Raw genomic sequence first — 19,021 nt, forward strand, 5'->3', positions numbered from 1 at the left:
AAAATAAAAACAGATTGGAACAATGAAGAAACATATCATCCTATTGTCCGCCGCCGGTTTGCTGTTCAGCAGTTGCGGCGTGTACACCAAATACAAACCCGCTACCGAGGTCCCCGACGGCCTCTACGGGGAAGAAATAGCCACTTTTACGGAGAGCACCGACGGTTCTCCGGTGGCTCCCGAAGACAGCCTGGACCTTGGCCTGGGCGGCATGGACTGGCACGAGCTTTTCACCGACCCGCATCTGCAGGCACTCATCGGACAAGGGTTGCAGAACAATACCGACTACCAGTCGGCACAGCTCCGCGTGGAGGAAGCCGAAGCTACCCTGCTGTCCGCAAAGCTTGCTTTCCTGCCCTCCTTTGCCCTTGCGCCGCAGGGCACGGTGAGCAGCTTTGACAGCCGCAAGGCTACACAGACCTATTCGCTGCCCGTCACTGCCAGTTGGGAGCTGGATATTTTCGGCCGCATGCGCAATGCCAAGAAACAGTCGAAGGCGCTCTATGCGCAGAGTCAGGACTATCGCCAGGCCGTGCGTACCCAGCTCATTGCCGGGATAGCCAATACTTACTATACCCTGCTGATGCTGGACCAGCAGCTTGCCATCTCCAGGCAGACCGAAGAGACGTGGCGGGAAACCGTTGCTTCCACCCGTGCCCTGATGAATGCGGGCATGGCGAACGAGTCCGCCGTGTCGCAGATGGAGGCCACGTACTATCAGGTGCAGACTTCCGTGCTTGATTTGGAAGAACAGATAAACCAGGTGGAGAACAGCCTTGCGCTGTTGCTGGCAGAGACGCCCCGTCATTACGAGCGCGGTGTGCTGGCAGAGCAGCAGTTCCCTGTGGGCTTTTCTATAGGGATTCCTGTTCAGATGCTTTCCTGCCGTCCTGATGTCCGCTCGGCTGAGCGGACACTGGAAGCGGCGTTCTATGGCACCAACGCGGCGCGCTCTGCCTTCTATCCCTCCATCACGCTGGGCGGGAGTGCGGGCTGGACCAATTCTGCCGGTTCAATGATTGTGAATCCCGGCAAGTTCCTGGCTTCGGCAGTGGGTTCGCTGACGCAGCCGCTCTTTGCCCGCGGGCAGGTCATTGCACAGTACCGCATAGCCCGTGCCCAGCAGGAGGAGGCTTCCCTTGCCTTCCAGCAGACATTGCTGAATGCAGGCAGCGAGGTGAACGATGCCTTGACTGCTTGGCAGACAAGCCTATCCAAAAGCGAACTGCTGGACAAGCAGGTAGCTTCCTTGCAGACAGCTGCCCGCAGCACTTCCCTGCTGATGGAGCATGGCAACACCACCTATCTGGAGGTGCTTACCGCCCGGCAGACATTGCTCAACGCACAACTGGCACAGACGGCAAACCGGTTTTCTGAAATACAAAGCCTGATTAACCTCTACAAGGCGTTAGGGGGAGGTCAGGAATAGAGTGTCATCATACTACTCTCTCTGCATCTTCATTTTAAAAGTGAAGGAAGGGCTGTCCGGGAAGTGATTCCAGGACAGCCCGTTTTCAATGAATAGGAGGGATCAAATGGAGGCAAGTATTTCTCTGGACAAATTATTGCAGTTTTTCACTCAATGCGAACGATAAGCGTTGGCTCGGTGAGAGATCGATTGAAGAAACTGAAAAGGAAACTGAAGCAAAAGATAGTGAGTTTACCGGTAAGAAGGAGGTTTTGCCAGGAATTGATGCAGGGATGTAGTAGGTACTGAAATAGCTTGTTGTTGGACCTATAGATGCAGCGTGTTCCATCTATATATGCAACGCGTTGCATATATAGATCCAGCAAACCGGAAATATACATGCAACGCGGCATATCTTTCGGGCGGTTTCTCTCCGCCTTTTTAGGGAGCAGTTTATTTATACTGTGCCCAGTCTACATTCTTCATGTCTCCACTTTTGGCCAGCTCAGCGTGCATAGCCAGTGCGGCGCGCAGAGCGTGGGGAGTTTGTGATTTGCCGTCGGTCAGCTTCAGGTAATCCCACAGTATGTTCTTGTAGTCCGGATGGACACAGTTTTCGATGATGGCTTGTGCACGCTCTTTCGGACTCTTGCCGCGGAGGTCGGCCACACCTTGTTCGGTGATGATGATATTGACATCGTGTTCCGTGTGGTCTATGTGCGAAACCATCGGCACGATAGCCGAGATTTTACCTTCCTTGGCAACGGACGGACAAGTGAAGATGGAGATATAGGCATTGCGGGTGAAGTCACCGCTTCCGCCGATGCCGTTCATCATCTTGGTTCCGCCGATGTGCGTGGAGTTCACGTTGCCGTAGATGTCGGCTTCGATGGCAGTGTTGATGGAGATGATACCGAGTCGGCGCACCACTTCCGGGCTGTTAGAGATTTCCGACGGACGGAGCACCAGTTTGTCGCGGAAGAAGTCCATATCCTGGTAGATACCTTCCAGACAGTCGTTCGTTACGGTCAGTGAGCAGGCGCTGCCGAATTTCACGCGGCCTTCGCGGATAAGTCCGATAACGGAGTTCTGGATAACTTCTGTGTACATTTCAAAAGCAGGGATGGTCTTGTCACGTCCCAAAGCGCCCAGTACGGCATTGGCAATGTTGCCCACACCGGATTGTAACGGCAGGAAGGTAGGCGGAATGATTCCGCGTTTCATGTCGGCGGCAAGGAAGTCGGCCACGTTCTGCCCGATTTTGTCGGTCAGCGGGTCGGCGGCGGCAAACGAACGTGCCTCGTCTGGCCAGTTGGTCTCCACTACGCCGACAATCTTTTTCGGGTCTACCTGGATGTAGGGCAGGCCGATACGGTCGCTCGGCTTGTAAATGGGGATTTCGCGGCGGTAAGGAGGGTCTAGGGGTTCGTAGACGTCGTGCAGACCCATGGCACTCTTGCTGTGGGCGGCATTCAGTTCCACGATAATCTGGTCGGCCAGGCGGCAGACAGTCGGAGCGATACCGCCGGCTGCCGTCAGGTAGATTTTACCGTCGGGAGTAACCTCGCATGCCTCGATGATGGCAACATTCACTTTTCCCATGAAACCGTAACGGACTTCCTGAGCCATCTGTGAAAGGTGGATGTCGTTGTAGGCTATTTCACCGTTGTTCACGGCTTTGCGGAAATCGGCGTTGGTGGTGTAAGGAGCACGGTAGCGGATAGCTTTAGCGCGTGAAAGGATACCGTCGCAGGAATCTCCGGTAGAAGCACCGGTGAAGATACCTATCTGGAACGGGTTTCCTTTTGCATGTTCTGCTTCCGCGATTTTTGCTAATTCAGCCGTAACGGCTTTGGCTGTTCCTGCGGGGGTAAATCCGCTCAAGCCGATGTTGTAGCCATGTTTGATGAGGCTCGCAGCTTCTGCTGCCGAAATGTAATTGAGTGCCATAATATAAATAGTTATTTTTTCGTGTAAAGATTCTGAAGGGGCTCGTAATTGGTTCTGCAATTATCGACTGTAAACTATCCGTTCTTTAATATTTTCGTTGAAGTATTTCTGACCAGATAATGGCTTTCCTCGCTTCTTCTGCCGAGTGGATGCCGTATTCGGACATTGCTTCATCAGATTCCTGCGGACGGGATGCCGGGGAGGGAGGGGAAGCCTTTATGGAAGTGTGCTTGGATTTGGCAGACGGTTTGGATACCGGCTTGGGCTTTTCTGTCGGTTTGGGGCCTTCGGGAATAAAGCCTCCGTAAGTGTCTTCGCCCCAGTATTCGGGCAGTGGGTTGTCGACGTCGGGCATAGGTATGTCGGGACTCTTGTCAGCGTTTTTATCTGCTTCTTTCTTAAACTGCTTGACGAGTCCGATTACTATGACAGCCGCAACTAACAGAAACTTGAAGACATCTTCCATATTCTTTTTGATTTTCCACCCAAAGATAGTGCAATTATCTCTTATCTTTGCTTTTGGGCAAAGTTATTATTTAATCTGATTACAGCCAAGGAATTGGTAATAAAAAAGGGCAGCTTCACAGCTCCCCTTAATTTTTTTAACCTAAACCTTAACTATGAAAAAATCTAATGTTTCTTTCATTCCACAAATTTGTGAATTAATTTGCTCTATGCCAAATTAACACTCGGAAAATGTTTATTCTCTTAACATTAATTAGCTGATAAGGCGCAGATTGACAACTTGTAATGGCATTTTTCTTTCATTTCATCCGTTTATTGGGAGGGAAGAAGTATCTTTGCGCTCCGAATGACAGATACCAACTTATGATATAAACTGATTTTAAACGAATTGATTATGGAAAAAGTAACGGGAGCAGACTTTAAATCTGCAACTGCTGATGACAACAAGAAGTTGTTTATCGAGACTTACGGCTGCCAGATGAATGTGGCCGACAGTGAAGTGATTGCATCCGTCATGCAGATGGCGGGATATTCGGTGGCCGACACCCTGGAGGAAGCCGATGCGGTGTTTATGAATACCTGCTCTATCCGCGACAATGCGGAGCAGAAGATTCTGAACCGTCTGGAATTCTTCCATTCGCTTAAGAAGAAGAAACGCGGCTTGATAGTGGGTGTGCTGGGCTGTATGGCAGAGCGTGTGAAGGACGACTTAATCACCAACCATCATGTGGACTTGGTGGTGGGACCGGATGCCTATCTTACTCTGCCCGAACTGATTGCCTCGGTAGAGGCCGGTGAGAAAGCCATCAACGTGGAGCTTTCCACTACAGAGACCTATCGGGATGTCATTCCCTCGCGCATCTGCGGAAACCACATCTCCGGCTTCGTGTCCATTATGCGTGGTTGCAACAATTTCTGTACCTACTGCATCGTTCCCTACACCCGTGGCCGCGAGCGCAGCCGTGATGTGGAAAGCATCCTCAATGAAGTGGCCGACCTCGTGGCAAAGGGTTACAAGGAAGTTACCCTGCTGGGACAGAACGTCAATTCCTACCGCTTCGAGAAGCCGGACGGAGAGACGGTTACCTTCCCAATGCTGCTGCGCACTGTGGCAGAGGCAGCGCCGGGCGTACGTATCCGTTTCACCACCTCGCACCCTAAAGACATGAGCGACGAAACTCTCCAGGTCATCGCCGACATGCCCAACGTATGCAAGCACATCCACCTGCCGGTGCAGAGTGGGAGCAGCCGCATCCTGAAGCTGATGAACCGCAAGTACGACCGCGAGTGGTATATGGACCGCGTGGCAGCCATCCGCCGCATCATCCCCGATTGTGGCTTGTCTACGGATATATTCTCCGGTTTCCATAGTGAGACGGAGGAGGACCACCAGCTTTCCCTCTCGCTGATGGAGGAGTGCGGATACGATTCCGCCTTCATGTTCAAGTACAGCGAACGCCCCGGTACGCATGCTTCCAAGCACCTGCCGGACGATGTGCCCGAGGAGGTGAAGATTCGCCGTTTGAATGAAATCATCGCCTTGCAAAACCGTCTCTCTGCCGAGGCGAATGCCCGTTGCGTGGGCAAGACGTACGAGGTGCTGGTGGAAGGTGTTTCCAAACGCAGCCGCGACCAGTTGTTCGGCCGTACAGAACAGAACCGTGTGGTGGTGTTTGACCGTGGCACGCACCGTGTGGGCGATTTTGTGATGGTGAAGGTTACCGAATCCAGTTCGGCTACGCTGAAAGGAGAAGAGGTAGCTGGCTGATGGGATATGACAGAGTACAGTCTCGATGACACTATCGGTATAAAAATAAAAGCACGAACCTCACGGTCCGTGCTTTTCCATATTATAAACTTTAAATTTTATTCTGTCATGGCCAGAATATTCGCTACGTAGTCGGTCTTGTTGTAGCTTACCAGGGTCAATTCGGACTTTGGAACGTCCTGGTTGTAGAGTTTGTAAGCTACCGGCATGTTTTCATCGTTCAATTCATACACACTTTTCTTCATGTCTTTGTCATAAGCCTTGTGAGACTCGTTCCAACGTGCGTAGGACATGGTGATTTCATCATTGCCATATTGGTATGTCATTTTAAAGTAAGGTATCCATTCATCTTTTGCACCGTCCCACTTGGAGGCTTCCTTGCAGGTCAGGCGTTTCTGGTCGTCATAAGAGTATTCATAACGGATGTGCCGGTAAAGTTGTGCGCCGTCTTGCTTAAAGATGGTCTTGGCAACTACTAATTCGTTTTTCACTTCTTCATTGGTGATGAAGTTGTTTTCCTGAGCTTTCACTTCTGTATTCATAACGCTTACGATAGTCATTGCTACGAATGCGACTGCCTTGAATAAATTTGTAGTTTTCATAATCTTTATTTTTAATTGTTGTTACTTACTCTGTTTCTTTTAGACGTTGTTCCCGATTAAAAGGTTGCATTTCAACTAATCTTTTTCTCAAACGCCTTCGCCTAATTATAGTCAATTCCCATGCCAAATATTTAAGTTGTTGATAATCAATGAATAAATGCTTTCGAAAACTGTTCATTATCGGACAGTTGTCCGCTTAATATCGAACAGTCGGTCATTCGTTCCGCCGGCTGGCCGGAGTAAGCGTTTGTTTTCTTAAATCTCCTTAATGGAAGCCCTATAAATCACTTTTTATTTGTTATTTTGCACCAAATTTAGGTATAGTGTGGTCTGTTTCATTTGGGCTGCACTTCCTTATTGGCAGAACGTTCGATGAATAAACTCACTATAAAAGCTTGTCCGTTATGTGGTGGAACGCATTTGGAGCGTGCCCTGACATGTGTAGACCATTATGCCTCGGGCGAAATGTTCCACTTGTGCCGCTGCCGGGATTGCGGTTTCCTTTTCACGCAAGACTTTCCCGTGGAGGCTGAAATCGGTCGTTACTACGAAACTCCTGATTACATTTCACATACCGATACCCGCAAGGGGGCGATGAACTCCGTGTACCACTGGGTGCGCAACTATATGCTGGGACGCAAGGCACGTCTTGTGGTCCGTGAAGCACACCGCAAGGAGGGCCGTCTGCTGGATTTGGGTACGGGGACCGGTTACTTTGCCGATGCCATGCAGCGTCGCGGCTGGCAGGTGGAAGCTGTGGAAAAGAGTGCGCAGGCGCGTGCCTTTGCCAAAGAACACTTCAATCTGGATGTGAAACCCCATACGGCATTGAAAGATTTTGCACCGGGCAGTTTCGACGTCATCACCCTATGGCATGTCATGGAACATCTGGAACCCCTTAACGAAACGTGGGAAACCCTGCACTCCCTGCTGACTGAAAAAGGGGTGCTGATTGTAGCTGTGCCCAACTGCTCTTCCTTCGATGCAAAGAAATACGGGGCTTACTGGGCTGCCTACGATGTGCCCCGCCATTTGTGGCACTTCACACCGGGCACCATCCAGCAATTCGGTTCCAAGCATGGCTTCATCATGGCAGAGCGGCATCCCATGCCGTTCGATGCTTTCTACGTGTCCATGCTGACGGAAAAGCACATGAGGCACTCGTGTACTTTCCTGCGGGGAATGGTGACCGGTACACTGGCCTGGTTCAGCGCGTTGGTGAAGAAGGAACGCAGCAGTTCCATGATTTACGTGTTCAGGAAGAAAGGGTGAGAAAAGGGATTAGGGATTAATGATTAATAGCGACTGATTTACATAACTTGTAGCTTGTAACTCGTAACTTATAATTGATATAATGAAAGGAAAGAATAACTCGGTATCCTATTTTGACATGCAGTTCATTACGTCCAGCATCAGTACGACGCTGGTGTTGCTGCTGTTGGGGCTGGTCGTATTCTTTGTGCTCGCGGCTCATAATCTTTCCGTGTACGTCAAGGAGAACATCAGTTTCTCCGTGCTTGTCAGTGACGACATGAAGGAGAGCGACATCCTGAAACTGCAGAAGAGGCTGGACAAGGAGGCTTTTGTGAAGCAGACGGAGTACATTTCCAAGAAGCAGGCACTCCGCGAGCAGACTGAGGCGATGGGTACGGACCCGCAAGAGTTCCTTGGCTACAATCCTTTCACTGCCTCCATCGAAATCAAGCTGCATTCCGACTATGCCAATTCGGACAGCATCGCCAAAATAGAGAAACTGATTAAAAAGAATACCAACATCCAGGAAGTGCTCTACCAGAAAGACTTGATAGATGCCGTGAACGATAATATAAGGAACATCAGCCTGATGCTTCTGGGGCTGGCTGTGATACTGACGTTTATCTCCTTTGCGCTGATAAACAACACCATCCGTCTGGCTATATATTCCAAGCGTTTCCTTATCCACACCATGAAGCTGGTGGGGGCAAGCTGGGCATTCATCCGTCGTCCGTTTCTGCGGCGCAATTTCTGGATAGGTGTGCTGGCCGCTTTCATAGCCGACAGCATTCTGTGGGGAGCCGCCTATTGGCTGGTGTCCTACGAACCGGAGTTGGTCAAGGTGATTACGCCCGAGGTGATGGTGCTGGTGTCGGGTGCCGTGCTGGTGTTCGGTGTACTTATTACGTGGCTGTGCGCTTTGCTTTCCATCAACAAATATCTGAGGATGAAGGCAAGCACGCTGTATTATATTTGACGCCTTGAAGTGCATAGAGAGAAAGTACTGTTGGCACGGTACGTTAGATTGTAAATTGTAAATAGTTAAATTGTAAATGTATAGATGAGTAAAGAGAAATTCGCTTTTGATAAGACCAATTTTATCCTGCTTGGCATCGGAATGGCGGTGGTTATCATTGGTTTTCTTCTGATGACCGGTCCCGCGTCTACCCCGACGACCTTTGAGCCGGACATTTTTAGTGTGAGACGCATCAAGGTGGCTCCGGTGGTTTGCCTGCTGGGGTTTGTGTTCATGATATATGCCGTGCTGCGCAAGCCTAAAGGCAGCGGCGCGGGGGAGCAGTAACCCAATCCCTTACACCCTAATAACTTATAACTTATAATTCATAACAGTGGAATGGTTTGAAGCGCTTATCCTTGGGCTTATTCAAGGACTGACCGAATATCTGCCGGTGAGCAGTAGCGGACATCTTGCCATCGGTTCGGCATTGTTCGGCATTGAGGGAGAGGAGAATCTTGCTTTTACGATAGTGGTACATGTGGCTACGGTGTTCAGTACGCTGGTGATACTCTGGAAAGAGATTGACTGGATTTTCAAGGGACTGTTCAAGTGGCAGATGAACGAGGAGACACGTTACGTCATCAATATACTGGTATCCATGATACCTATCGGCATTGTGGGGGTATTTTTCAAGGACGAAGTAGAGGCCATTTTCGGTTCGGGACTGCTCGTTGTGGGCTGCTGCCTGCTGCTGACAGCTCTGCTGCTGTCTTTCTCCTATTATTATAAGCCGAAGCAGAAGGAGAACATCTGCATGAAGGATGCCTTTATCATCGGTCTGGCACAAGCATGCGCGGTGCTTCCGGGGCTTTCCCGTTCGGGCAGCACCATTGCAACTGGTCTGTTACTGGGCGACAACAAGGCGAAGCTGGCACAGTTCTCTTTCTTGATGGTGATACCTCCCATCCTGGGTGAGGCACTGCTGGATGGGATGAAGATGATGAAAGGTGAGGCGGTTGCAGGGGATATTCCGACGCTTTCGCTGGTGGTAGGTTTCCTGGCTGCTTTTGTTTCGGGCTGCCTGGCCTGCAAGTGGATGATAAATATCGTGAAGAAGGGCAAGCTGATTTATTTTGCCATCTATTGCGCGATAGCCGGTGTCATAACGCTCATATTAAGCTAAAGTCCCCTCCTTGTGTGGGGGAAAGACTGATTACTCCGGAAATCAATAAGAGAAAAATATTAAGTTGTACCATTTTATCCCCCTCCCTACCGGGGAGGGGTTAGGGGAGAGGCCAATGAATTTTAAAGAAGGAGAAGTCCTCTATTTCAATAAACCGCTGGGATGGACATCGTTCAAGGTTGTGGGACATGCGCGTTACCACATCTGCCGGCGGATAAAGGAGAAGAAGTTGAAAGTAGGCCATGCCGGTACCCTCGACCCGCTTGCTACGGGGGTGATGATAGTCTGTACGGGCAAGGCCACGAAACGGATTGAGGAATTCCAGTATCACACGAAGGAGTACGTTGCCACCATCCGGTTGGGTGCCACCACTCCCTCTTACGACCTGGAACATGAGATAGATGCCACCTATCCCACGGAGCACATCACCCGTGAGCTGGTGGAAGAGACGCTGAAGAAGTTTGTCGGCGAGATACAGCAGGTGCCTCCCGCCTTCTCGGCATGTATGGTGAACGGGAAACGTGCCTACGACCTTGCCCGCAAGGGAGAGGAGGTAGAGCTGAAACCCAAGTTGCTCGTCATCGACGAGATAGAGCTGCTGGACGACGGACTGGGCATTGCCGAACCGTGGATAAAAGTACGCGTAGTATGTAGTAAAGGAACCTATATTCGCGCTTTGGCACGTGACATCGGTGAAGCCTTGCAGAGCGGTGCCCACCTCACCGCCTTGGAGCGTACCCGTGTAGGCGATGTTCGGCTGGTGGACTGCCTCAATCCCCTCGATTTCAAAGAGTGGATAGATGCGCAGGAGATAGATATTTAGTTATAAGTTATGAGTTATAAGTTATTTGCTATGAAGTGTAGCATACTGCCGGATAACTCATACCCTCTTATAACTAAAACAGACTGATATAAATAATAAATAACTTATAACTCATAACTAATTATGAAACTGTCGCAATTCAAATTCAAGCTTCCCGAAGAGAAGATAGCTTTGCACCCCACGAAGTACAGAGACGAGTCACGTCTGCTGGTGTTGCACCGTAAGACGGGTGAGATTGAGCACAAGATGTTCAAGGATGTTCTGGACTATTTTGATGACAAAGATGTGTTTATCTTCAACGACACCAAGGTTTTCCCTGCCCGTCTGTACGGCAACAAGGAAAAGACCGGTGCGCGTATTGAAGTGTTCTTGTTGCGTGAGTTGAACGAAGAGCTCCGGTTGTGGGATGTACTGGTGGACCCTGCCCGTAAAATACGTATCGGCAACAAGCTCTACTTCGGTGACGACGACTCCATGGTGGCTGAGGTTATCGACAACACCACTTCGCGCGGGCGTACGCTTCGTTTCCTTTACGACGGTCCTCACGATGAGTTCAAGAAGGCGCTCTATGCGCTGGGCGAAACGCCGCTGCCCCACAGCATCATCAACCGTCCCGTAGAGCCGGACGATGCCGAACGTTTCCAGTCTATTTTTGCACGCAACGAAGGAGCTGTTACGGCGCCTACCGCCAGCCTGCACTTCAGCCGCGAGCTGATGAAGCGTATGGAAATCAAGGGTATTGACTTTGCCTACATCACCCTGCATGCTGGCTTGGGTAACTTCCGAGACATTGATGTGGAAGACCTTACCAAGCACAAGACAGACTCCGAGCAGATGATTGTGAACGAGGAAGCCGTACGGATTGTGAACCATGCCAAAGACCTGAACCGCCAAGTCTGTGCCGTAGGTACCACCGTGATGCGTGCCATCGAGAGCACCGTCAGCACCGACGGACATTTGAAGGAATACGAGGGTTGGACCAACAAGTTCATCTTCCCGCCGTACGACTTTACCGTGGCCAATGCCATGATATCCAACTTCCACATGCCGCTCAGTACCCTGCTGATGATTGTTGCCGCTTTCGGCGGTTACGAGCAGGTGATGGAGGCATACAATGTGGCATTGAAGGAAGAGTACCGCTTTGGTACGTATGGAGATGCGATGCTGATTACAGACCGGTAATTATGGTTGTTTATTTCAGTCTTGGTACCAATCTCGGCGATAAGGAGCAGAACCTCCGCATGGCCGTCCAAAAGATAAGAAAGCAGATAGGGGAAGTGATTTCCCTATCTGCTTTTTATGCTACTGCCCCGTGGGGCTTTTCTTCCGATAATACTTTTCTGAATGCCGCACTCTGCGTAGACACTGCTTTGGCACCTTTGGAGGTGTTGCAAACGACGCAGGAAATCGAGCGGGAGATGGGGCGTACGCATAAGTCTGTCAATGCAGTGTATAGCGACCGTGTGATAGACATCGACCTGCTGCTTTGTTTTGCCGATGACGGTACTCCCGTTTTGCTGGATACTCCCGAACTGAAACTTCCTCATCCGCTGATGCAGGAACGCCGTTTCGTGATGGAGCCGTTGGTGGAGATTGCTTCAGGCGTGGTGCACCCGGTATTGGGAAAGACAATCGGGGAATTGTTGCAAAATCAGTGTTAATCTCTGCTATCTGTAGCGCAGATACAAGATTTCTTTTTTATCTTTGCCCCCGAAAGGCGAAGATAGGCTGCACCTCAGCATAAAAAATGAACAAGTTCATTTTGTTCTGCGTTCGGTTTGCACTATCTTTGCGCCCGAAAACGATATGTGGAGAGATTTGAGTAGCTTGCAACCACAGAAAAAAATGCTAAAACACATCCTTTTCTGACGGCACGTTTGTGTGCCGGATGCATCTACTCCACACACCTCCTTCCGCCATTCGTTGAATTATCAATTATCAACTATCAATTCTCAACTGAAATGGGATATTTATTCACATCCGAATCGGTGTCTGAAGGACACCCCGACAAAGTGGCCGACCAAATATCGGACGCTGTGCTTGACAAACTGTTGGCCTACGACCCCAGTTCGAAAGTAGCTTGCGAAACTCTGGTTACTACCGGTCAGGTAGTGCTGGCTGGAGAAGTGAAAACCAAAGCGTACGTTGACATGCCTCTCATCGCACGCGAAGTAATCAAGAAAATCGGCTATACCAAAGGCGAGTATATGTTCGAGAGCAATTCGTGCGGCGTGCTGAGCGCCATCCACGAGCAGAGCCCCGACATCAACCGCGGCGTGGAGCGACAGGACCCCATGGAACAAGGTGCCGGAGACCAGGGAATGATGTTCGGCTACGCCACCAACGAAACGGAGAATTACATGCCGCTTTCACTGGACCTTGCACACCGCATCCTGCAAGTGCTGGCAGATGTCCGTCGCGAAGGCAAGGTGATGACCTACCTCCGTCCCGACGCCAAGAGCCAGGTTACCATCGAATATGATGACAACGGCACGCCGGTACGCATCGACACCATCGTAGTCTCCACTCAGCACGACGACTTCGTCCAGCCTGCCGACGACAGTGATGCCGCCCAGCTGAAGGCCGACGAGGAAATGCTCGCCCAAATCCGCCGGGATGTAATCGAGATTCTGATGCCGCGTGTCATTGCTTCCATCCATCATGAAAAGGTGCTGGCACTGTTCAACGACCATATCACATACCACGTCAACCCCACGGGCAAGTTCGTAATCGGTGGTCCTCACGGTGACACCGGGCTGACGGGACGCAAGATTATCGTAGATACCTACGGTGGCAAGGGTGCCCACGGCGGCGGCGCTTTCTCCGGAAAGGACCCCTCTAAGGTAGACCGCAGCGCAGCTTATGCAGCCCGCCACATTGCCAAGAATCTGGTAGCTGCCGGCGTTGCCGACGAAATGCTGGTGCAGGTAAGTTACGCCATCGGTGTGGCACGCCCCATCAATATTTTCGTAGATACTTATGGCCGCAGCCACGTCAATATGAGCGACGGTGAGATTGCCCGTAAGATTGACGAGCTGTTCGACCTTCGCCCCAAGGCAATAGAAGACCGCCTGAAACTGCGCAACCCCATCTATCAGGAGACTGCCGCCTACGGACACATGGGCCGCGAGCCGCAGACCATCGTCAAGCATTTCAAGAGCCGCTACGAAGGCAACAAGGACATTGAAGTGGAACTCTTCACCTGGGAGAAGCTGGACTATGTGGACAAGGTGAAAGCCGCATTCGGTTTATAATCAGCATAGCTTTACGGCTATTTATATAGAAGGCTGCCCTTCTGCATCTCCGGAATATCGGTATATGCAGAAGAGGTGGCTTTCGTGTTTTTGCTCGTCACGGGGGCATGGTGGTTTATCAACAAGCGATTCTTCTTCTCTCTTTTCCTTATTTTACAAGCAATTTTGCCATTGCATTCGTAGCTTACCTGCAAAATGTGCATGGAATGTGTACAGTAATCTCCTCTAAATAGTGTACCTTTGTGAACAACAACGAATATAGGGCTGCCTATGAGATACCTTTTGCTTGCTTTTTCCTTCTTTTTAGTAACTTCTGTGCTGTGCCAGTCGTGCAAGGAGGAAGTCACTTCTGCACGTTCCATGCTCGTGGCAGCAGATTCCATGATGTGGAGCAATCCCGACAGTGCTTTGCTGGTGTTGGAACAGATACCGGATTCCCGCGAGTTGCGGGGAGAAGAACGCGCCTTGTATGCGTTGCTGCTGACGCAAGCCCGATACAAGAGTTGTGTGCTGCTGGAGAACGATTCGCTGATACAGATAGCGGTAGACTATTACGAAGGAGGCGGAAAGCAGGAACGGCTGGCGCAAGCATATTTCTATTGGGGATGTGTCTATATGGAAAATAAAGAGTTTCCGAAGGCGATAAGCCTCTATCTGAAGTCGCTGGAACTGATGCCAAAGAAAGACTCTATATTCGTGGCGATGCTGTACAGCCATTTGGGGAACTGTTATAATGAGCAAGATTTACATTCTACGGCAAGGGAAATGTATCGGAAGGGATATAATTTATGTGCAGTGAAGGATTCTGCACGTTCTTTTTATGCATTAAGAGATATTGGAAATACCTTTTTGTTGGAATATCAATTGGATAGTGCGCTTTGTTACTATCAACAAGCTTTAAAAATTGCATCCTCGCTGCAAGACAATGAGTGTTTATCCCTTATTTATAAAAACATAGCGGGGCTTTATAATGAGTTGGGGCGGTATATGGAGGCGGAATCGGCTCTTTCAAAAGCTTTACCCTATTTGACCGTTGAGGAAGATTATACATCGGCTTGTTCTATAAAGGGGGATATTCTAAATTCCTTAAATCGGAATGATTCTGCTGTTTATTATTGGAAAATTGGAGCAAGGTCTTCTAATATATATGTAAAGACATCGTCTTATAATCATTTGTTTGAAGGATATAAAAAAATGAAGGATTGGGAAAATGCTACTGTATATGTTGACTCTTTCATTCTTTTCTATGACTCCATTCAAATGATGAATTATCGTGCAGAACTTGATGAACTGATGGATAATCATTTAATAGAACTTCATAAACGTGAATTGTCTGTCAGAAATCAACGGATAGTTGCAGGCTTGGCGGTTCTTTTTTTGTTATTCATGTTTGTATTGGTCATTGTTTATCTGTGGCGTGATGCCCGTAGGAAAAAGGAGTATATGGCTTTGCAGCAGCGCTTGATGGAAAACCGTGCGGAGGTGATGCTTTTGAATGAAATTCCTGAATCAGCTTCTAATACGAAAGTAGCAGAATTACACAAATTGGAGGAGGAACGATTCAGTATCTGTGTTTCTATATTTAGAACCACCGAGGGAAGTAGAAAACTTGATGAATTGAAGAAAGCAACTGCTAAAATGCAGGTTTCGATTGCAGATACTTATAGGCAAGTGATGGTGAGTGATATAAGAAAGACTTTTGCCGATGTCATGAAAGATTTGAAGGAACACTATCCCGGTTTGACTAATGATGATTTGCTTTATTGTATATTGTCTTTGCTCCGTTGTTCCAAATTTATTGTTTTATGTATACTGGATGTCTCTTCGGACGCTATAAAAACGAGAAAGAGCCGTATCAAGAATAAAATTGATGAAGAACTGTTCAATCGTATGTTTGACTATTGATAAATAGCGTATTATGATGGATTTGTTACTTCTGTTACATTGCTCTGTTACCACTGTTACCTCTTTTTTGTAGGCTTTCTTATAAAAGATTAAGTTATTTGCAGTATTAAACTTTTAATAACTTAATTAATAATGAGAACAAGAAAACTACTATTGTGTCTATTTGCATTTACTTGTATGAATATAAATGCAATGTCTCAGAAACGACCGAAAAAGATAGATCTTGAAAAAATTGTAGCTTCTTCTACTACAAATAGTAAAGGAACACGTTCTGCTATCTTAGAGGCTTCTGCATTATTCGATTCTAATTCAGAATCAATTATGATAACTTCTCAGAATGGCTTTGCTGATGTCAAGGTTTCAGTTACCAACCTTTTTACTAATGAAACCATCTTTTCTGATTCATACTCTACTTTTGAGATAATACTAAATTTAGCAGGCTTATTAAATGAAGGAGAAGAGTATCGCTTAGAAATTACTATCGGAGATACCGTTTTATACGGGGATTTTATTTACTAACATTATATTTAAGAAAAAATGAAGAAACATTTGCTGTTCGCCTTTTTAGGTGCGCTGGCTTGTTACTCATGCAGTAACAGCTACGATTTGTTGGAAAATGATGCGGAGCTTGCTAAAGCTGCTGAAGATTATGAGCTATCAACCAGAGCAATTAATGAGGAGGGGGATACGGCAAAAATTGAGACTGTAGCCGATGAACAAGTTATTTAGGCTTTGATGGATGAGTACGAGCAGGAATTAATGAATAGACAGTCTGTTGCTAAAGAAAGAGTAATGAGAACTGCTTACACTGGAACTACTGATGTAGTAGGGGTGTTCAAAGTAGAGTCATGTGGGACTTATAAAGAACTGACACTTTATCTTGATGCAGAAGATACAAGACAGAATTCTAAGATTGAAGGTTATGTAGGAGATACGTTTGTAGATAATAATGGCAATGTCCGTTTCAAATTCTGCTTGACGGAAGCAACTCAATATTATCCTGGAGGAGTTTTTCTTGTTGACCATATAAATTACAGTCAGTTTGGTGGTACAATGGATATACTTGTTCGTTATCATGATTGTGATGATAAGCATACTGATAATAAAATAATTGATAGCACACATCCTGAATACCAAAGAATTGATCAGCTTGGAGGGTATACTGTCGTGAATTCTAATGCAGCATTAGCCTGGGCTTACCCTCCTTATCCTCGCAATCAATGGGGCTATATTCCTGGAGTTGGTCCTCGAAATTCTATTAAGTATGGAGTTTTAGCTTATGCCTATACTATTGAGGACTTAGGCATGATTTATGTTGATGACGAAGATTCCAGCAATAAAAACTGGCTTAAATCCTATAAGGGATATACATACAAAGATAAATTGTCTGGTGACCAAGGCATGTATGGAATTAATGCTACAGACAACACAAGATATTATGTTTTATTAAACACAAACAAAGGTTTTGCATTGAATAATATATTCCATCCTAATTTTGGAACCCCTATACCAAGACCGTAATAATATGAAATATCAAATATTTTGCTGTTTACTTCTTTTATGCTCTTGTTCCAACTGGGACAAGAGCATTGTGGCAGAAGTGAATGGACATAAAGTTTATTCTTCCGAGCTGTCTCAATTAACTACCCAAGAGACTTTTGATTTGCTTAATACGGCTTATGAGATAAAGATGAAGGCTTTGGAAGACTTGATTAAACAAAAGTTGATAGAGCAAGAAGCCACCGTTGCAGGAAAAACTTTCGAGACTTTTTTGAATGACTATATAGAAAAGGTGATGAGCATTAAAGAAGACAGCCTGCTTGCGGTGTATGGTTCTGTAAATGAGCGAATTCTCCATTCAAGGGAGAGATTAAACAAGATTTCTTCAGAAAGTATTGAAGGAACTATTTCTGTGAAGAATGATATTCGTGCAGCTATCATTCAGCATTTGGCAGATTCATTGTATAATAAGGCGCAAGTTAAAAGATACCTTTATCCTCCTAAACAGCCCAAATGTGTTGTTGGTGATTTGAACGTGCGCTATAGGGGCAATCTGAATGCTGCTACAACTTTCATTGTTGCTTCCGACTTTGACTGCAAACGTTGTGTTGATTTTGAAAAGACATTGAGGCGGATTTATGATAAATACAAGGAGCGGGTAAAGTTTGGATTCATCAATTTTGCTGATGAGCCTACCCTTGCATCCTTATCGTGCGAGGCTGCTTCCAGGTATGGTAAATTCTGGGAGTTCCACGATGCTATTTTTGAACACGAAGCTTTGGTAGATTCATCTTTTATTTTTAATATAGCCACAAATTTGGGTTTAGACTTAGAAGCATATAAACAAGAGTTGTTGTCTGCTCCAAATTATGATAAGGTAAACCATGCTATCAATAAGTTGATGGAACGGGGGCTTTTTGCCACTCCTACCATTATCATTAATGACAGACTAGTATACATCACAAATTCGTATGAGGAACTGACTAGACTCTTAGACCAAGAATTACAAAACAGATAAACTCTGATGCCGATGGTAAGATACCTTATAATTACATTTCTGGCCGGCCTTTCTCTCCTGCTTGCAAGTTGTGAGGAAGTGTTTGATGTCAATATCCCCGATTCTATGCTTGAGGGAATTGTATTTAATGGAGTAATTACAAACGAAAATCCCCCTTATTTCTTTCTTTTGAGGGAACCGGCATTGATGTCGGCTGAAGATTATGCCTATGAGGGTATAGAAGATGCTGTGATGATTGTTACGGACCTTACTGAAGGTATCAGAGATACTATGCAGGTGCTTTATCCGTATGGTGATTACGGTGGAGTGTTTTATGATTTTTATGATTATCATTTAAAGAAGAATACTCGCGAAAGAGTGAACCTCATGTATGATAATGGTTCTGGCAGGGGTATGTATGTCACTACCAAAATTTATGGCATAGAAGGTCATTCTTATCAATTGGATATTTATCACGATGGTAAGCATTATCAGTCCGATGTCCAGAAGATGGAGCCTGCACTTGTCATTACTGATTTGAAGCTGAAATATTTCGACTTTAATGAAAAAGGAGGCAGGTGGGCGCCATGTATAAGTTTCACTAATCCGTCTGAGGTAGATAACTATTATTTGTTCCGGTTATATTCGCGTACTTACAAGCATTTTTCTTTTTCGCGCCCTCACTCTTTGTTGGGCTCCAATACCTTTTGGGAGTATTCTATCTTGAGCGATGAGTATCTTGAAGAGAATGTGGTTGATTTTCTGATTGACGACGGAGAAAATCCTCTGGGTTATCCTCCGGGTTGGGATTATCCCATGGGAGATTCTGTATATGTATGGGGCTCAGACCATATCCAAGAGTTGTTATGACGTTTTCGACCAGATGATACGCCAGTTCCGGTCGGATGGTGGCGCTTATACACCTGCACCGTCATCGGTGGGCAGCAATATAAG

General features: G+C 47.2%; 19 protein-coding genes. 16 read left to right on the top strand and 3 right to left on the bottom strand.

All coding sequences use genetic code 11. The features are described from left to right. The first annotated feature begins 22 nt into the window (after window positions 1-22). Entirely contained in the window at window positions 23-1,429 is a 1,407-nt protein-coding gene (locus DWY57_RS17950) for a TolC family protein (RefSeq protein ID WP_119962193.1), read from the top strand. Window positions 1,430-1,861: 432 nt separating this feature from the next. On the opposite strand, the gene DWY57_RS17955 is transcribed toward DWY57_RS17950, so the two are convergent. Further along, a complete protein-coding gene (locus DWY57_RS17955; RefSeq protein WP_117599946.1) occupies window positions 1,862-3,358 on the bottom strand; it encodes an acetyl-CoA hydrolase/transferase family protein in 1,497 nt (498 codons plus the stop codon). Between the two features lie 85 nt (window positions 3,359-3,443). Then, on the bottom strand, window positions 3,444-3,824 hold the full coding sequence (locus DWY57_RS17960) for a hypothetical protein (protein WP_117599947.1): 381 nt from the start codon (window positions 3,822-3,824) through the stop codon (window positions 3,444-3,446). 393 nt (window positions 3,825-4,217) lie between these two features. On the opposite strand from DWY57_RS17960, the gene miaB reads away from it, so the two are divergent. Beyond that, entirely contained in the window at window positions 4,218-5,591 is a 1,374-nt protein-coding gene (miaB, locus tag DWY57_RS17965) for a tRNA (N6-isopentenyl adenosine(37)-C2)-methylthiotransferase MiaB (RefSeq protein ID WP_117599948.1), read from the top strand. A 98-nt stretch (window positions 5,592-5,689) separates the two neighbouring features. Here miaB and DWY57_RS17970 read toward each other — a convergent pair whose 3' ends face one another. Then, window positions 5,690-6,193, bottom strand: coding sequence for a DUF3836 domain-containing protein (locus DWY57_RS17970; protein WP_005833994.1), 504 nt, complete (start codon window positions 6,191-6,193; stop codon window positions 5,690-5,692). A 372-nt stretch (window positions 6,194-6,565) separates the two neighbouring features. Between DWY57_RS17970 and DWY57_RS17975 the strand changes: the two genes are divergently transcribed. The 14 genes from DWY57_RS17975 to DWY57_RS18040 all read left to right on the top strand — a co-directional run bounded on the left by DWY57_RS17975 (window position 6,566) and on the right by DWY57_RS18040 (window position 18,937). Next, complete coding sequence (locus DWY57_RS17975) at window positions 6,566-7,465, top strand: class I SAM-dependent methyltransferase (RefSeq protein WP_005833996.1); 900 nt, start codon at window positions 6,566-6,568, stop codon at window positions 7,463-7,465. Window positions 7,466-7,547: 82 nt separating this feature from the next. Next, window positions 7,548-8,423 carry a permease-like cell division protein FtsX gene (locus DWY57_RS17980; protein ID WP_005833998.1) on the top strand — a complete coding sequence of 292 codons (876 nt, stop codon included), beginning with the start codon at window positions 7,548-7,550 and terminating at the stop codon, window positions 8,421-8,423. Between the two features lie 84 nt (window positions 8,424-8,507). After that, window positions 8,508-8,750, top strand: coding sequence for a DUF3098 domain-containing protein (locus tag DWY57_RS17985; RefSeq protein WP_117599949.1), 243 nt, complete (start codon window positions 8,508-8,510; stop codon window positions 8,748-8,750). Between the two features lie 46 nt (window positions 8,751-8,796). Continuing rightward, entirely contained in the window at window positions 8,797-9,588 is a 792-nt protein-coding gene (locus DWY57_RS17990; RefSeq protein WP_117599950.1) for an undecaprenyl-diphosphate phosphatase, read from the top strand. 115 nt (window positions 9,589-9,703) lie between these two features. Beyond that, entirely contained in the window at window positions 9,704-10,411 is a 708-nt protein-coding gene (gene truB, locus DWY57_RS17995; RefSeq protein ID WP_117599951.1) for a tRNA pseudouridine(55) synthase TruB, read from the top strand. 123 nt (window positions 10,412-10,534) lie between these two features. Further along, entirely contained in the window at window positions 10,535-11,593 is a 1,059-nt protein-coding gene (gene queA / locus DWY57_RS18000; RefSeq protein WP_005825296.1) for a tRNA preQ1(34) S-adenosylmethionine ribosyltransferase-isomerase QueA, read from the top strand. A 2-nt stretch (window positions 11,594-11,595) separates the two neighbouring features. Next, a complete protein-coding gene (folK, locus tag DWY57_RS18005) occupies window positions 11,596-12,072 on the top strand; it encodes a 2-amino-4-hydroxy-6-hydroxymethyldihydropteridine diphosphokinase (RefSeq protein ID WP_117599952.1) in 477 nt (158 codons plus the stop codon). 300 nt (window positions 12,073-12,372) lie between these two features. Then, entirely contained in the window at window positions 12,373-13,665 is a 1,293-nt protein-coding gene (gene metK, locus DWY57_RS18010; RefSeq protein WP_025834620.1) for a methionine adenosyltransferase, read from the top strand. A 270-nt stretch (window positions 13,666-13,935) separates the two neighbouring features. Next, entirely contained in the window at window positions 13,936-15,570 is a 1,635-nt protein-coding gene (locus DWY57_RS18020) for a tetratricopeptide repeat protein (RefSeq protein ID WP_117599954.1), read from the top strand. Between the two features lie 177 nt (window positions 15,571-15,747). Beyond that, on the top strand, window positions 15,748-16,089 hold the full coding sequence (locus tag DWY57_RS18025; protein WP_227204128.1) for a DUF3244 domain-containing protein: 342 nt from the start codon (window positions 15,748-15,750) through the stop codon (window positions 16,087-16,089). An 18-nt stretch (window positions 16,090-16,107) separates the two neighbouring features. Then, on the top strand, window positions 16,108-16,299 hold the full coding sequence (locus DWY57_RS21430; protein WP_227187015.1) for a hypothetical protein: 192 nt from the start codon (window positions 16,108-16,110) through the stop codon (window positions 16,297-16,299). 6 nt (window positions 16,300-16,305) lie between these two features. Continuing rightward, a complete protein-coding gene (locus DWY57_RS18030) occupies window positions 16,306-17,091 on the top strand; it encodes a hypothetical protein (protein ID WP_227187013.1) in 786 nt (261 codons plus the stop codon). Between the two features lie 4 nt (window positions 17,092-17,095). Then, a complete protein-coding gene (locus tag DWY57_RS18035; protein ID WP_117599973.1) occupies window positions 17,096-18,088 on the top strand; it encodes a thioredoxin domain-containing protein in 993 nt (330 codons plus the stop codon). A gap of 12 nt (window positions 18,089-18,100) precedes the next feature. Further along, window positions 18,101-18,937, top strand: coding sequence for a hypothetical protein (locus DWY57_RS18040; RefSeq protein WP_243634719.1), 837 nt, complete (start codon window positions 18,101-18,103; stop codon window positions 18,935-18,937). Window positions 18,938-19,021 lie beyond the last annotated feature (84 nt).

This window comes from Bacteroides sp. AF25-5LB (genome assembly GCF_003602965.1).
GTDB classification, from domain to species: domain Bacteria; phylum Bacteroidota; class Bacteroidia; order Bacteroidales; family Bacteroidaceae; genus Bacteroides; species Bacteroides uniformis.